General features: G+C 60.5%; 16 protein-coding genes. 14 read left to right on the top strand and 2 right to left on the bottom strand.

Going from position 1 to position 14734, the window contains the following annotated elements:
• Nucleotides 1-39: 39 nt before the first annotated feature.
• The 6 genes from PL640_RS04900 (at nucleotide 40) to PL640_RS04875 (ending at nucleotide 7778) form a co-directional block, all read left to right on the top strand.
• A complete protein-coding gene (locus PL640_RS04900) occupies nucleotides 40-2043 on the top strand; it encodes a LysM peptidoglycan-binding domain-containing protein (protein WP_271360974.1) in 2004 nt (667 codons plus the stop codon).
• Between the two features lie 106 nt (nucleotides 2044-2149).
• Nucleotides 2150-4036, top strand: coding sequence for an ABCB family ABC transporter ATP-binding protein/permease (locus PL640_RS04895; RefSeq protein WP_269698359.1), 1887 nt, complete (start codon nucleotides 2150-2152; stop codon nucleotides 4034-4036).
• A 128-nt stretch (nucleotides 4037-4164) separates the two neighbouring features.
• Nucleotides 4165-4899 (top strand): phosphatidylserine decarboxylase, encoded by a 735-nt coding sequence (locus PL640_RS04890; protein WP_271361455.1) that lies wholly within the window; start codon nucleotides 4165-4167, stop codon nucleotides 4897-4899.
• Between the two features lie 24 nt (nucleotides 4900-4923).
• The gene (gene pssA, locus PL640_RS04885) at nucleotides 4924-5793 is read left to right on the top strand and encodes a CDP-diacylglycerol--serine O-phosphatidyltransferase (protein WP_269698360.1); all 870 of its coding nucleotides are present in this window, start codon (nucleotides 4924-4926) and stop codon (nucleotides 5791-5793) included.
• 171 nt (nucleotides 5794-5964) lie between these two features.
• The gene (locus PL640_RS04880) at nucleotides 5965-6096 is read left to right on the top strand and encodes a hypothetical protein (protein WP_256367995.1); all 132 of its coding nucleotides are present in this window, start codon (nucleotides 5965-5967) and stop codon (nucleotides 6094-6096) included.
• A 389-nt stretch (nucleotides 6097-6485) separates the two neighbouring features.
• Entirely contained in the window at nucleotides 6486-7778 is a 1293-nt protein-coding gene (locus PL640_RS04875; protein ID WP_271360973.1) for a GGDEF domain-containing response regulator, read from the top strand.
• 452 nt (nucleotides 7779-8230) lie between these two features.
• Here the strand turns inward: PL640_RS04875 and PL640_RS04870 are convergent, their stop codons facing one another.
• A complete protein-coding gene (locus tag PL640_RS04870) occupies nucleotides 8231-8992 on the bottom strand; it encodes an SOS response-associated peptidase (protein WP_271360972.1) in 762 nt (253 codons plus the stop codon).
• Between the two features lie 10 nt (nucleotides 8993-9002).
• Complete coding sequence (locus tag PL640_RS04865; RefSeq protein WP_271360971.1) at nucleotides 9003-9326, bottom strand: YnfA family protein; 324 nt, start codon at nucleotides 9324-9326, stop codon at nucleotides 9003-9005.
• A gap of 142 nt (nucleotides 9327-9468) precedes the next feature.
• On the opposite strand from PL640_RS04865, the gene PL640_RS04860 reads away from it, so the two are divergent.
• From PL640_RS04860 to PL640_RS04825, 8 genes are all read left to right on the top strand, one after another.
• Nucleotides 9469-9885 (top strand): NUDIX hydrolase, encoded by a 417-nt coding sequence (locus tag PL640_RS04860; RefSeq protein WP_271360970.1) that lies wholly within the window; start codon nucleotides 9469-9471, stop codon nucleotides 9883-9885.
• Between the two features lie 98 nt (nucleotides 9886-9983).
• Nucleotides 9984-10421 carry a TIGR02301 family protein gene (locus PL640_RS04855; protein ID WP_271360969.1) on the top strand — a complete coding sequence of 146 codons (438 nt, stop codon included), beginning with the start codon at nucleotides 9984-9986 and terminating at the stop codon, nucleotides 10419-10421.
• A 105-nt stretch (nucleotides 10422-10526) separates the two neighbouring features.
• Nucleotides 10527-10784: a hypothetical protein gene (locus tag PL640_RS04850; protein ID WP_003496894.1), complete on the top strand. Its 258-nt coding sequence runs from the start codon at nucleotides 10527-10529 to the stop codon at nucleotides 10782-10784.
• A 14-nt stretch (nucleotides 10785-10798) separates the two neighbouring features.
• A complete protein-coding gene (locus PL640_RS04845; RefSeq protein ID WP_271360968.1) occupies nucleotides 10799-11566 on the top strand; it encodes a hypothetical protein in 768 nt (255 codons plus the stop codon).
• 122 nt (nucleotides 11567-11688) lie between these two features.
• Nucleotides 11689-12537, top strand: a complete 849-nt coding sequence (gene ygfZ / locus PL640_RS04840; RefSeq protein WP_271360967.1) for a CAF17-like 4Fe-4S cluster assembly/insertion protein YgfZ — start codon at nucleotides 11689-11691, stop codon at nucleotides 12535-12537.
• Nucleotides 12538-12539: 2 nt separating this feature from the next.
• Nucleotides 12540-13163 (top strand): HD family hydrolase, encoded by a 624-nt coding sequence (locus tag PL640_RS04835; RefSeq protein ID WP_271360966.1) that lies wholly within the window; start codon nucleotides 12540-12542, stop codon nucleotides 13161-13163.
• Nucleotides 13160-13678, top strand: coding sequence for a tyrosine phosphatase family protein (locus PL640_RS04830; protein WP_271360965.1), 519 nt, complete (start codon nucleotides 13160-13162; stop codon nucleotides 13676-13678). The genes PL640_RS04835 and PL640_RS04830 overlap by 4 nt, the downstream gene beginning before the upstream one ends.
• A gap of 78 nt (nucleotides 13679-13756) precedes the next feature.
• Nucleotides 13757-14578 (top strand): mechanosensitive ion channel family protein, encoded by an 822-nt coding sequence (locus PL640_RS04825; protein ID WP_142839460.1) that lies wholly within the window; start codon nucleotides 13757-13759, stop codon nucleotides 14576-14578.
• Nucleotides 14579-14734 lie beyond the last annotated feature (156 nt).

Below are 14734 nucleotides of genomic sequence, written 5' to 3'. Positions count from 1 at the left end.
AACTCGTGTGAAAAGCTTGAAATACCCGGAGATTCCAGGATGAAAAACAATAAAGCCGGTTTGCTGGCGCTGATCGTGCTGGGCATTGCGTCCCTGCTCATGATCTTTTTCGTCCTGCCGAGGATTTCCAACGACGGCAAACCGATCGGCGAGGCCATCAATGACGCCGGCAATGCGGTGAAGAACAGCGTTGAAATGGGTGGCGACAAGGCGGGCGACATCCTGTCCGACGCCGCAGAGGAAACCGCCAATATCGCCGACAAGGTGGGGCGGCTGGCGGCCTCTGCAACCCAGTCGATCAAGGATCTGACAACGCTTTTCGCCGACAGCAAGGTTCCCTCCGACGCCGATTTCGCAGCGGCGCGCAAAAAGGTCGAAGCTTCGCTCAAGGAACTGACCAATATCGAAATCCCGGAATCGCTGGACGAAACGACCTCGCGGCTGATCACCACCGCGCGCACGGCGGCCGAGCGCACCACGGCCTTCCTGCGCGGTCTGCCCGACAATGCGGCAGCGGCAGCGGCCCAGATCCGCCGCCTGGCAGGTGTTTTCGCCGGCACCGACGATGGCGCAGCGCAGCCGGCACAGCCCGCCGCTGCACCTGCCACCACGGCTCCTGCCGGGGCTGCGCAGGCAACGCCCGGCGTGCCGACCTTTGACGTGTTGCGCGTCGAGCCGGATGGTTCGGCCGTGGTCGCCGGCAAGGCGCAGCCGGGTGCCAAACTCGAAATTCTCAGCAACGGCAAGGTGATCGCCCAGACGACCATCGACGGCACCGGCGATTTCGCCGCGGTTTTCGACAATCCCCTGCCGCCGGGCGACCATGAGCTGGTGCTGCGTTCCACCGACACCAGCGGCAAGGCGACACAATCCGAAGAAGTGGCAACCGTCTCGGTGCCCAACGGCAAGGCCGGCGAACTTCTGGCGATGGTTTCCAAGCCCGGCGAGGCAAGCCGCGTGCTGGCGATGCCGGAGGCCGCACCTCCTGCACTGCAGACCGCACAATCGGGACAGCCCGCAGCGACAACCGCCGAAACCGGCAATGCCGCCACTCCCCCTGCGGCCGGTTCCACTCCGGGTCAGGCTGCTGCCTCGACCGTTCAGGTCACAGCCGTGGAATTTGAGGGATCGAAGATTTTCGTCGCCGGTTCCGCACCTGCCGGTTCGACGGTGCGTGCGCTGGTCGATGACCGGGAAATCGGCAAGAGCATTACGGAAGCCTCCGGTCATTTCGTCGTCGAAGGTGATGTCGATCTTGCCGTTGGCAGCCATATCATCACCGTCGAGGAACTGAATGCCGACGGCACGGTGAAGCTGCGCGTTCGTGTTCCCTTCGAGCGGCCACAGACCGATCAGGCAACCGTTGCCATGCAGGCGCCCACCGCTTCGCCCGCCGCCACCACAGCCGCACCGGCTGAAAACCAGAGCACGGCAATCGACCGCGCCGCTTTTGAAAAGCTGCGTGACGACGTTTCCAAGGCTTTCGGCATTCTTTCCAATCTCTACAGGGATCAGGCGACACCGGCGCTCGATCAGGCGATTGCCGGCCGCTCCGCGGTGGTGATTGCCCTGAAATCGCTCTCCGAGTTCCGCACCGCCGCGGCAACAGAGCCGGCCTTCACCGCCTTTGCAGGTGGCATCACCGCCAAGGCGCGCGATCTGCTGGCATCGGTCGAGGCATGGCCGAATGATGTGGCGGCCATCGGCAAGGGCATCGCATCGCTCGCAAGCCGGCTGACCGAACTGCACATTACCGCACCAGCCGCGCCCGCGCCGCAGGCACCTGCCGGCCCGCAGACCTTCGAGCAGGCACCGCTTGCCGAAAGCCAGAACAGCGTCATCATCCGCCGCGGCGATACGCTGTGGCAGATTTCCCGGCGCGTTTATGGACAGGGCGTGCGTTACACGACGATCTACCTCGCCAATGAGGACCAGATCAAAAATCCTGACCTCATCGAGCCCGGCCAGATTTTCGGTGTACCGGAAAAGGCCCTGCCGAATGCGGAAGAACTCCACCGCAAACGGCTGAAGGGCGGCTCCTAAAGCGCCGAAGAGGTTGCGGTTAAGCCGCGACAATCCCATCTGTGACAAGCACGGCGGCGAAAGCCGCCGTCATGCTGTCGGCTTCCGGCAGTGACCGGAGAGAATGATGGCCACGAAGAAAAAAACCATTTCGGCGGATTCCAGCAATCCGACCCAGACCCTGATCAATCTCTGGCCCTATATGTGGCCGGAGGGCCGATGGGACCTGAAGATGCGGGTGATCTGGGCAACAGTGTTCCTTGTCGTCGCCAAGCTGGTGTTGATCGCCGTTCCCTATTTCTTCAAATGGGCAACGGATGCACTGAACGGCAAACTAGACATGGCAGGGCTGGTTCCGGCCTTCCTGCTTGGCGCGGTCGCACTGGTGATCGCCTATAATCTGACGCGGCTGATACAGGTCGGGCTCAACCAGCTGCGCGATTCGCTGTTTGCCAGCGTCGGCCAGCATGCGGTGCGCCAGCTGGCTTATCGAACCTTCGTGCACATGCACCGGCTTTCCCTGCGTTTCCATCTGGAACGCAAGACCGGCGGGCTTTCGCGGGTTATCGAGCGTGGCACCAAGGGCATCGAAACCATTGTCCGTTTCACCATTCTCAACACCGCGCCGACCTTCATCGAATTCCTGCTGACGGCGGTTATTTTCTGGGCGTCCTACGGTTTTTCCTATGTGCTGGTTACCGTCATCACCGTCTGGGCCTATATCTGGTTCACCGTCCGGGCCAGCAACTGGCGCATCTCCATCCGCCGCGCCATGAATGACAGCGACACCGACGCCAATACCAAGGCAATCGACTCGCTTCTGAATTTCGAGACCGTCAAATATTTCGGTAACGAGGAGATGGAGGCGAAGCGCTTCGACGTTGCGATGGAGCGTTACGAAAAATCGGCGATCTCGATCTGGACCTCGCTCGGCTGGCTGAACTTCGGCCAGGGCGTGATCTTCGGCATTGGTTCCACCGTCATGATGGTGATGTCGGCGCTCGCCGTGCAGCGCGGCGAACAGACCATCGGCGATTTCGTCTTCGTCAATGCGCTGCTGCTGCAGCTTTCCGTGCCGCTGAACTTCATCGGTTTTGTCTATCGTGAAATCCGTCAGGGTCTGACCGACATAGAGCAGATGTTCGACCTTCTCGAGGTCGAGGCCGAGGTTACCGACCGGGCGGATGCGAAACCGCTTGGCGCCGGACCAGGCGCCATCTCGTTCCGCGACGTGCATTTTGCCTATGATCCCGAAAGGCCGATTTTGAAGGGTGTTTCCTTCGATGTACCGGCCGGCAAGACGGTGGCGATCGTTGGGCCCTCGGGTGCGGGAAAATCAACGATCTCGCGGCTGCTTTATCGTTTCTACGATATCCAGGAAGGCGCCGTCACAATCGACGGGCAGGATATTCGCAACGTGACGCAAAAGAGCCTGCGTTCGGTGATCGGCATGGTGCCGCAGGATACCGTGCTGTTCAACGACACGCTTGCCTACAACATCCGTTACGGTCGCCCCTCGGCAACGCAGGAGGAGGTGATGGCCGCAGCGGATGCGGCGCAGATCAGCGCCTTCATCGGCAAACTGCCGGAGGGTTACGCGACCATGGTCGGCGAACGGGGCCTGAAACTGTCGGGTGGTGAAAAGCAGCGCGTTGCGATTGCCCGAACCATTCTCAAAGCCCCGCCGATCCTCATTCTCGATGAGGCGACTTCGGCGCTCGATACGCATACCGAGCAGGAGATCCAGAGCGCGCTCGACATCGTCTCGAAAAACCGCACCACACTGGTCATCGCCCACCGCCTCTCCACCGTCATCCACGCCGACGAAATCATCGTGCTGAAGGAAGGGCTGATCGCCGAGCGTGGAACACACGCCTCGCTGATGGCGCAGAACGGCCTCTACGCCTCGATGTGGAGCCGCCAGCGCGAAGCCATCCGGGCGGAAGAGATGCTGCGCCACGTTCGCGAAACCGACGATCTCGGCGTCGTGGACCGCGGCGAACCGGCGCATTGACGGGCATAAACCCCTGACAACCGGGGTCGCATATCCACCGGGCCATTGCCGGGCGGGTCGTTTGGCTGTAACCAGCTAGGCAAAATTTGTCGCATTGCCGTGTGGATCGTGTCGTATCACGACCACATATAGACGCGACAACGGAAACCGGAGCAAGGAATCTCATGAGTCTGTTCGACACCATTCGCAACACCATCGTACCGATCCACAAGGAAGGTTACGTCTTCGTCGCGGCCTTCTTCGTCGCATCGCTGGTGCTCGGCTGGATTTCCGAACCGCTATTCTGGGTCGGTCTCATACTGACGGCCTGGTGCGCCTATTTCTTCCGCGACCCCGAGCGCGTCACACCACAGGATGACGACCTGATCATCAGCCCCGCCGATGGCAAGGTTTCCGCCGTGCAGACCGTCGTTCCGCCGCTGGAGCTGGAACTCGGCAAGGAGCCGATGGTGCGCATCTCGGTATTCATGAACGTGTTCAACTGCCATGTGAACCGCGCGCCGGTACGCGGCCGCATCGTCAATGTTGCCTATCGCCCCGGCCTCTTCCTCAATGCGGAAGTGGACAAGGCTTCCGAAGACAATGAGCGCAACGGTCTCGTCATCGAGACGGCGCATGGCAAGGTCGGCGTGGTGCAGATCGCCGGCATGGTTGCCCGTCGTATCGTCTGCTGGGTCAAGCCGAATGAACCAGTTGATGCCGGTGAGCGTTTCGGCCTTATCCGCTTCGGTTCGCGTCTCGACATCTTCCTGCCTGAAGGTTTCCAGCCACGCGTTTCCGTCGGCCAGACGGCCGTTGCCGGTGAAACCGTACTTGCCGAATTCGGCTCCGCCAAAGGCCCGGTCATCAGCCGCCGCGGCTGATGACAATCAGGAAGGGCATGCGCCATGGAAACGCCGATCGCCGAGCCGCAACAGAACGGAAAACAGGAGGGCCGCAAGGATAGCGGCCGGGGTCCACGTCTGCGGGAAATTCCCTTCCGCCTCGTGATACCCAATCTCATCACCGTTCTGGCCATCTGTGCGGGCCTGAGCGGCGTGCGTCTCGCCATCGAAGGCCGCTTTGAGCTGGCCGTCGGCATGGTGCTGCTCGCCGCCTTCCTCGACGGCATCGACGGGCGCATCGCCCGGATGATGAAGGCGACCTCCAAATTTGGCGAACAGATGGATAGTCTGGCCGACATCGTCAATTTCGGTGTCGCCCCTGCCCTCGTGGTCTATGCCTATCTGCTCGATCAGGCGCGCTCCATCGGCTGGATCGCCGCGCTCATCTATGTCATTGCCGCCGGCCTGCGCCTGGCGCGCTTCAACGTGATGATCGAACGGCCGGTGAAAGCGCCCTGGCAGAACGAATTCTTCGTGGGTGTTCCGGCTCCCATGGGCGCCATGCTGGTGCTTCTGCCGGTCTATCTCGGCTTCCTCGGCGTGGAGCCGGACAAGCCCTTCGCCTATGTCGCCGCCGCCTATACCGTACTGATCGGTTACCTCCTCATCAGCCGCCTGCCGGTCTGGTCGGGAAAATCAGGCACCAGCCGCATTCGCCGCGATCTGGTGCTGCCGATGATCCTCGTCGTCGTGCTCTACGTGGCGATGCTGATGAGCTTCACCTGGGAAGTGCTGGTTCTGACCGTTGCCGCTTATCTCGTCTTCATTCCCATCAGCGCCCGCCTGTGGCACCGCCGCTATGGCACGCTGACCATCGAAGAAGACGCGCATGATGAGGCGAATGGCGGAAACGGCCTCGATCGCGGTATTTGAAACCATAGGTTTATTTTTCCTGCAGGACCTTGCCGGTGGATGTGGCACAAAATGTCGCATCCCTCAAAGCCGGCTTCATTTTTTTTCGCCTCGAATCCGTCAAGATTACCCCCGAGAAAGGGGCTTCACACGCTTCGCACCGGCGAATGGCGTGAATTATGGAGAAAAGAAATGACGAACGAGACGAAGGCACAGCCGCAGGCGAAGCCGGACCTCAAAAGCCACTACCGCCCGCTTGGACTGAAGGCCGTCGCGGCCGCAGCCCTGATGCTGAAGCGCAAGCCAGCCGTCAAACCCGCCTGAAAACATTAAGTTTTTTTGGCCAGCGGTTTTCGGATCATCTGGTGCATCGGGTCAAGAATCAACATTCCCCGGCAGAACTTCAGCAATCGCGCGGCGCCTTTAACGGCGCCGTTTTTTATCTGGCATGCAGCATGAACGACCGGTATTCATAAATTCAGGAACTTTTTGTAACGAAGCCGCAACGAAAATGAAGTAAAAAGCGCGGCCTCTACGAAACGTCTGTACGAGCGCAAACGTATAGACTAGTGAATAACAAAGAATTTTCTATTTTTCGCAGTTTTTTCCAAAACAATGCATAAGCCGACTTCCAAATCCGCAGACATGCGGATGACGAATATCCGGTGTTCAGGAAAGATTGTGAAGACAGGCCAGGGGGGCTTGGGACGGCCATGCAGGATAAAATCCTTCTGATTGAAGATTCCGTTGCTCTTTCCATGCTGCTGAAGTCGCGGCTCTCGGAAGAGACCGAGGCTGAGGTCATTCATTGTGACAGCATGGCTGCCGCCGATGCCCTTCTGAGCGTCCATGATTTTACGTTGGCGCTGACGGGGCTCAATCTGCCCGACGCGCCGAAGGGCGAGATTTTAGGCCTTCTTTCCGAGCGCAAGGTGCCGGCGATCGTCTTCACCGCAACGGTGGATGAAGAGGCGCGCAAACGTTACGCCGAAAAGAAGATCATCGATTATATCGTCAAGGACGGGCATCGCACCGTCGATGCGGTGGTCAAGACCGTCGATCGGATTTTGACCAACCGGCGCTTTTCCGTTCTGGTGGTCGATGATGCGCGCACGGCGCGTTCCGGCCTGGTGGAAATATTGGAACGGCAGAATTTCAAGGTCAGCGAGGCCCATTCGGGCAACCGGGCGCTGGAAATCCTGTCACAGGATCCCTCAATCCAGCTCGTCATCACCGATTATCATATGCCTGACATGGACGGTTATGAGCTGACGCGCCGCATCTGCGACAGCCGTTCCTCGGAGGATCTGCGGGTGATCGGCATCTCGTCCTCCACCGACCGGCTGCTTTCGGCCAGTTTCCTCAAGGCAGGCGCATCCGATTTCGTTTATCGCCCCTTCGTGCCGGAAGAGTTGCAGTGCCGTATCGACAATAATATCGAAACGCTGAAGCAGCTGAAACGCCTGCGCGAACTGGCCGAACGAGACCATCTGACCGGCCTGCCGAACCGCCGCTCCTTCTTCGAGCGTACCCGGGCGTTGATGGATATCATCAACGACAACGACGAAAACGGCGCGGTCGCCATTCTCGACATCGACCATTTCAAGAAGATCAACGACACGCTCGGGCACGATGCCGGCGACCGGGCGCTGAAGAAGCTTGCCGAACTGCTGCACGACATGTGCCATGAGAAGCGCCATATTCCCGCCCGTCTCGGCGGCGAAGAGTTCGCCGTGTTCCTGCGTGGGCTGGATGCCCATGCCGCCTATCAGTTCTGCGAGGAACTGCGCTGCGCCGTTGAAAACAACGGCCGCCAGCTGAGCGGCAGCAGCCTAGCGCTGACGATTTCGCTCGGCGTGGTGGAAATCGAAAAGGGCGAACCTTTCGACAACCAGCTGAATGCCGCCGACCAGCTGCTCTATCTCGCCAAGGCGAATGGCCGCAACCGGGTGTATTCCGACGTGATGATCCAGGAAGGCCTGCAGAAGATGGGGCAGAACGGCTGAGATTTTCCCGTAGACAGGGTCATGGGCCGAGCGAGTGCCGCATATTTCTTCTCCCCGCCGGGGAGAAGTCCGCGGAAGCGGGATGAGGGGGCAAGCTCTCCGTCTCTCGCTGGCGTCGCCCCCTCATCCGACCCTTCGGGCCACCTTCTCCCCGACCGGGGAGAAGAAACAAGGGGCGATATCCTGCCCCTTCATTACTGCCCCAAGAATGCCAGCGTCGCCAAATCGAATCCGCTTCACCATGTTAGAAATGAGCGAATGCCGCTTGTTTCTTCTCCCCGAGGGGGAGAAGTCCGCGGCAGCGGGATGAGGAGGCGAGCTCTCGGTTTCTCGATGGCGTCGCCCCCTCATCCGACCCTTCGGGCCGCCTTCTCCCCCTCGGGGAGGAGAAACAAGCAGCAACGTCCGGCCCTAGTCATTGGCCTTTGGAATCACGGGCCTTGGGAATCACGTCAGAACAGCGACATCTGCCCCTCGTCCTTCGGCGGCTTGATCTTGGCCAGCGGCGCGCTTTCCGGCACCGGCTCGATGAGATCGGGGCCGACATTGGCGACCTTGTTGACCTTGTCGGACACCGGGATCATCTCGAAGAAATCGTCCTGGGCCGGCCGCATCAGATCGGCCACCTCGCGCGGTTCCTGCGTCTTGCAGTCCAGCCAGCGGCTGAAATCCTCGGGCGCGATGACGACAGGCATGCGGTCGTGAATACGGCCGATTGCGGCATTGGCGGCCGTCGTCAGGATTGCGCCGGTATCAACTTCAGATCCGTCAGCGGAAGACCATGTTTCCATGAGGCCGGCAAAGGCGACGATGCCGCCGTTTTTCGGGCGGATGAAATAGGGTTGCGGCTTGCCGCCCTCTTCCTTGGGTGGCCGTCGCCATTCGTAAAAGCCGGTGGCGGGAATGAGCACGCGACGATGGCGCATGGCGGCGCGGAAGGATGCCTTGCCGATGGCGGTTTCCGAGCGCGCATTGATCAGCAGGGGAAAATCCTTGGGGTCCTTCACCCAGCCCGGCAGAAAGCCCCAGCGGACCAGCACCGCCCGGCGGTTGGGCAGGTTGCTGCCGCGCTCCTGCCGCTCGCCTTCCAGCACCACCAGAACCGGCTGGGTGGGCGCAATGTTGAAACGGGCGGGAAAATCCTCAAGCCCGATCAGATCGAGATAATCGGCGATTTCTTCCGGCGTCGCCTTCAGGACAAAACGTCCGCACATCTTCTTCTCCTCAGGCGCGTGGACCGAACAGGATGATGGCCGTGCCGGCGAGGCAAACGGCGCCGCCGGCGACATCCCATTCATCCGGCAATTGCCCTTCAACGCCCCAGAGCCAGAGAAGCGATGCGGCGATGTAAATCCCGCCATAGGCGGCATAGGCTCTGCCCGCCGTCTCGGTCGGCACCAGTGCCAATAGCCAGGCGAAAGCGGCAAGCGACAGCATGCCCGGCAATAATATCCAGACAGGCTTGCCGAGTTTCAGCCAGGCCCAGAAGGAAAAGCAACCGGCGATTTCCGCAAGTGCCGCCAATACATAGATAAGATAGACCTTCATTCCACCGTCTTCTGCGTGCACAATGGGGCGTGTTGTTCGCAACAGGTTAGAGCCTCCGCGCCTCATCCGAAAGGGCGCATCGGTGCTCTCGCACCACAATATGCAGACAGGCCCCAGACGGCCGAAACGAGTGAAACCCTTTATGACCCTTCGCATCAAGCCCCGCCCCGCCTCCTCCGCCATCGTCAGGAATGGCGACCGGCTGCTTCTCGTGCGCCGCGCCAATCCGCCGTCAAAGGACATGTTTGCTTTTCCGGGCGGGCGCGGCGAAGAGGGGGAAACACCGGCGGAGACGGCGATTCGCGAACTTCATGAGGAAACCGGCATCCTCGCGCGCAAACCGCAACTTTTCGCGACATATGACCTGCCGTCGCGCGACGCAGACGGCGTGCTGACCAGCCATTATTTCCTGTCGGTCTTCACAGTGGAAACGGATGCCGATCCGGCAGTGACGGCGGCCGACGATGCGGCGGATGCGGGCTGGTACACATTGGCGGAAATCCGCCGGCTGCCGGCGCCTGAAAGCGTCGTCGAATGCGCCGAGCGCCTGCTTGCATGATTGCCAGCCAGCAAGAATCGCGATTATTTAGGGCATGTCCGCCCGCCGGATGTTCACCAGCCAGCAGTTCACGCGTATGTGTGGGGCAGAATAGAATTTTGATACGATCAACCATTTTCCTGTCTCTTTTCCTGGCCATGTTGCCGGCCAGGCAAGAAGGCATCGCTTATGCGCAGCCTTCAAAGGCGGCTTCCAAGGAAGTGCGCCCTGCGGAAGTGACGCCGCCCAAACCCGCTCCCTATGACGACAAGCTGGCACGGCTTTCCGAAATACTGGGCGCGGTGCAATATCTGAGAACCCTGTGCCCCTCTTCCGGTCCGGAGGACTGGCGCAGATCGATGAGCGATCTTCTGGCTGCGGACACGGCCAACGAACCCGAAAGACGCCAGCGCATGACGGCTGCATTCAACCGTGGATACCGCTCCTTTGCGGCCATCCACACCAGTTGCACACGCGCCGCCGTCATGGCAGAAGAGAACTACCGTAACGAAGGGGCAACACTCGCTCAGGAAATCGCGTCCAGGTTCGGAAATTAGAGGATTGTTAACCTCTTTTCGCCGCAGCCCGTGCCGTTTTGATAAAAGGCTGCTAGTGTTGTTAACAGGGTGGTAAGGACTTGCCCGCCCTGTCGAGGATGAAAAATGCAGACGAGCCGTAACGAAATCGACGATATGATCGTGCATGAAAAGATGCAGGTCGCTCTGGAACACCAGAACGAGGCATGGGCTGACGGCATGGCCGACGGCATCGAGCCTGAGATCATCGCCGATGCCGCCATTGCTCTGGCCATGCGCGAAACCATCCGCATGCATGGCGAAGCCGGTGCGGAAGCAATGCTGGAATCGCTGCGCCAGCGTATGCTTGAAGGCGAATTTTCTCCGCAGCGGGTGATACAGTAAAGCCGGGGTCTATCATGTCTTGCCTGAGCAAGGGGCTTTTGCGCTCTTCCGCCATGCTGTCCATCGTGCTTGCTTTGACCGCCGGGTCGATTGGCTTGCCGAACCGCGCTTTCGCCCTTTCCGAGCTTAAACCGGCGCAAAACACCGAAAGCGAGCCGCAGGCCCAGAACGGCGATCAGCCGCAGCAGGCCCAGCCCGCGGAGCCGGACGAAATCGAAGGCGATTCGGAAGGCATTCCCCTGCCCGACCCCCTGGTCGACCGTTCCGCTGCCCAGACCAAACAGCAATCCTCCAAACCGGACAATGCTCCGGAAATGTCCGTCGTCATCGAGCACGACATTTCCAAGGCCCCGGAAGCCGTTCGCAAGCTGCGCCAGCAGATCATCGACGCCGCCGCTTCGGGTGATATCGAAAAATTGCGGCCCTTCATCGCCGCCGGCGAGAACGAATTCCGCATCGACGGTAGTGACAGCGAAGACCCGATCGCGGCGCTGAAAAGCTATTCCGGTGATCCCGACGGGCTGGAAGTGCTGGCGATCATCATCGACCTGCTGTCGACTGGTTATGCCCATATCGATGCCGGCACGCCGGACGAAGCCTACGTCTTCCCCTATTTCGCCGGGAAGCCGCTGAATACGCTGACACCACCGGAGAAGGTGGAACTGCTGCGTATCATCACGGCGGGCGATCTGGCGGATATGCAGGAATATGGCAATTACAGCTTTTACCGCATCGGCATTTCGCCTGATGGCAAGTGGAAGTTCTTCACCGCCGGCGATTGATCGCCTCCAAGTGCTTGCCGTTCTCCGGTAAAAATCCTAACTGTGCGGAATGAGCCGTCCGGCGAAGTGCATCTGCATTTTGCCGGAGATCGCGCAGTCTCGATGAACCGAACGGTGACGCCATGCCTTCCGCCTTTCTTGCCGACCGCCGCCTGATCAGAGTTTCCGGCACAGGCGCCGAGGAATTTCTGAATAATCTCATCACCGCCGATGTTGAAAATTTGGGCGAGGGCGAAGCCCGCGCTTCGGCGCTGCTGACGCCGCAGGGCAAGATCCTGTTCGATTTCCTGATCGCGCGCGATGGAACGGATTACCTGATCGAGACGGGTGCTGCCGAGCAGGATGCGCTGCTGCGCCGCCTGACCATGTACAAGCTGCGCGCGCCCGTCGACCTGAAATCAGAAGCGGCCGAAGGTGTCAGCGTTTTCTGGAACGAGAAAGCGCCCGAGGCAGGCATCCGGGATGGGCGTTTTGCCAAGGCCGGCGTTGATCTGTTCCGCCTGCCGGGCGCCTCGGCCTCCGGTGAGGCTGCGGCCTATGAGGCGCTGCGCGTCGAATACGGCATTGCCGAATCCGGCCGGGACTACGCGCTGCAGGATGCATTTCCCCATGATGTGCTGATGGATGTGAATGACGGCGTTTCCTTCAAGAAGGGCTGCTTCGTCGGCCAGGAAGTCGTCTCACGCATGAAACATCGCGGCACCGCAAGGCGGCGCGTCGTTACCGTTTCCGCCGAAGGTCCGCTTCCAGATAGCGGGACAGAGATTACCACCAATGGAAAACCGGTCGGCACGCTGGGGACCGTTTGCGGCAGCACAGCGCTCGCCATCGTGCGGATCGATCGCATTGCCGATGCGCTTGCCTCCGGCACCCCGCTTCTTGCGGAAGATGTCACCGTAACCGTGGCCCTGCCGGCCTGGAGTGGCCTTTCCTTCCCGGCCGCCGATCCGGCAGCGCGGGCGGAGGACTAGGCGTGGCTCCCGCAAAAAGTCCGCGCGCCTGGCAGCGCATGCTTTCCGGTCGACGGCTCGATCTGCTCGATCCTTCGCCGCTCGACGTGGAAATCGCCGATATCGCCCATGGTCTTGCCCGCGTTGCCCGCTGGAACGGCCAGACGCGCGGCGATCATGCCTTTTCCGTTGCCCAGCACAGCCTCATCGTCGAGACGATTTTCTGCCGCATGTGCACGGATGCGACGCCCGGCGACATGCTGATGGCGCTTCTGCATGATGCACCGGAATATGTCATCGGCGACATGATCTCACCGTTCAAATCCGTGGTCGGCGGCGGCTACAAGACTGTGGAAAAACGGCTGGAGGCCGCCGTGCATCTACGGTTCGGCCTGCCGCCGCATGCATCACGCGATCTGAAGGACCGCATAAAGAAGGCCGATACGGTTGCCGCCTTTTTCGAGGCGACGGAGCTTGCCGGTTTTTCCACTGCCGAGGCGCAGAAATTCTTCGGCCTGCCGCGCGGCATCACCCGCGACATGTTCACCATCACGCCCCTGCCCTCGACGGAAGCACAGAAACTGTTCATCCAACGTTTCGAAGCAATCGAGGCGCTGCGCGCAACGAGGACCGGGAGCACGACATGACGGCAATCGTGGTATCGCCGCTGTCGCGGATCGCGGAAATGGCCGTGAAGCACAAGGCCCGCGAAATGGTGACGCTGATTGCGAAGGAGCAGAATTTTCACCGCCCGGCGGTGATTGCCGCCGACCGACATCTGACGCTTGCCATGAACGACATCGCCTTCAAGGGCACCGGCGATCTTATCGCCCCTGATGATGCGCATGTGCTGAAACTCATCGATTTTGCCCGGGAATGGGATCAGTCCGCACCGCTGCTCATCCATTGCTGGATGGGGATTTCGCGCTCGCCGGCCGCCGCCGTCATTGCCGCACTTTGCCTTTATCCGGATCAGGACGAAATGGCGCTTGCGCTTCGCCTGCGCGCCGTCTCGCCCTATGTCACCCCCAATGCCCGCATCATCGCCATCGGCGATCGGCTGCTGGCGCGTGACGGCCGGCTGGTCAAGGCAATCAAGGCGATCGGCAGGGGAGCAGATACCGACGGCAATGTGCCTTTTGTGTTGCCGCTTGCCGGCTGACGCCCGATTTTTGGCGGAACCCCTGCGGCACCCATTCGTTACCAACCCTGAACAGCAATGAAAATCACGGGATAATTCATGGAACAACAGGCAACGGATATCATCGTCGCATCGCAGGCGGCCGTACGGCAGGCGAGCGCGCTGGCGGTGCAATATTCCTTTTCGATCGTCGGCGCGCTTCTGCTGCTGATCGTCGGCTGGCTGGCCGCCACCTTCCTGCAGCGATGGGCCTTTCAGGGCCTGTCGCGCATTCGCGGTTTCGATGCGACGCTCGCCGGTTTCTTCGCGGGCGCGATCCGCTACGTCGTGCTTATTCTGGTGCTGGTCATGGTGCTTGGCCAGTTCGGCGTGCAGACGGCCTCCATTCTCGCGGCGCTGGGTGCCGCAGGTCTCGCCATCGGCCTTGCGCTGCAGGGCACGCTGCAGAACATTGCCGCCGGCATCATGCTTCTGGTGCTGCGCCCCTTCCGGGTCGGTGAATATATCGAGACCAGCACGGTCAGCGGCACCGTGGTGGAAATCGGTTTGTTTGCCACCGAGCTTAAAACCAGTGACGGGCTTTATCGCCTCGCGCCCAATTCCACCCTTTGGAACGTACCGATCACCAATTACAGCCGCTTTCCCTCGCGCCGCCACGAGCTTAGCCTGACGGTGAACAATGACGAGGACTTGGCTGCTGCGCAGGATATGCTGATGCGCGTGGTGCGCTCCGAAAGCCGGGTGCTGCTGGACCCTGCCCCCGTCACCTTCGTTGATTCCGTCAGCGCCGACAGCGCGACGGTCAAATTGCGCTATTGGGTGCGCAGCGACAGTTATTTCGTAACGACCCGCGATGTGACGAAGGCGATGAAGCTTGCCTTTGATGAACGCAAAGCGGAAGTGAGCGCACAGCCCGCCTGAGGCCTCGAAACTCTCTTCCCAACCTCCATGTCTCAAGCGCGGTGGCTTTCCCGGCCATCGCGCTTTTTTTCATCACCGCCCGCCAGCTCGCGGCCTTGCGTCCTGCAAAAGACGTCTCTATAGGTCGGATTGTAATGTTATTACGTAACTGACTTT

It is taken from the genome of Agrobacterium sp. ST15.16.024 (assembly GCF_027956545.1).
Classification (GTDB): Bacteria; Pseudomonadota; Alphaproteobacteria; order Rhizobiales; family Rhizobiaceae; genus Agrobacterium; species Agrobacterium cucumeris.
This window is presented reverse-complemented; position numbering and strand designations above follow the sequence as displayed.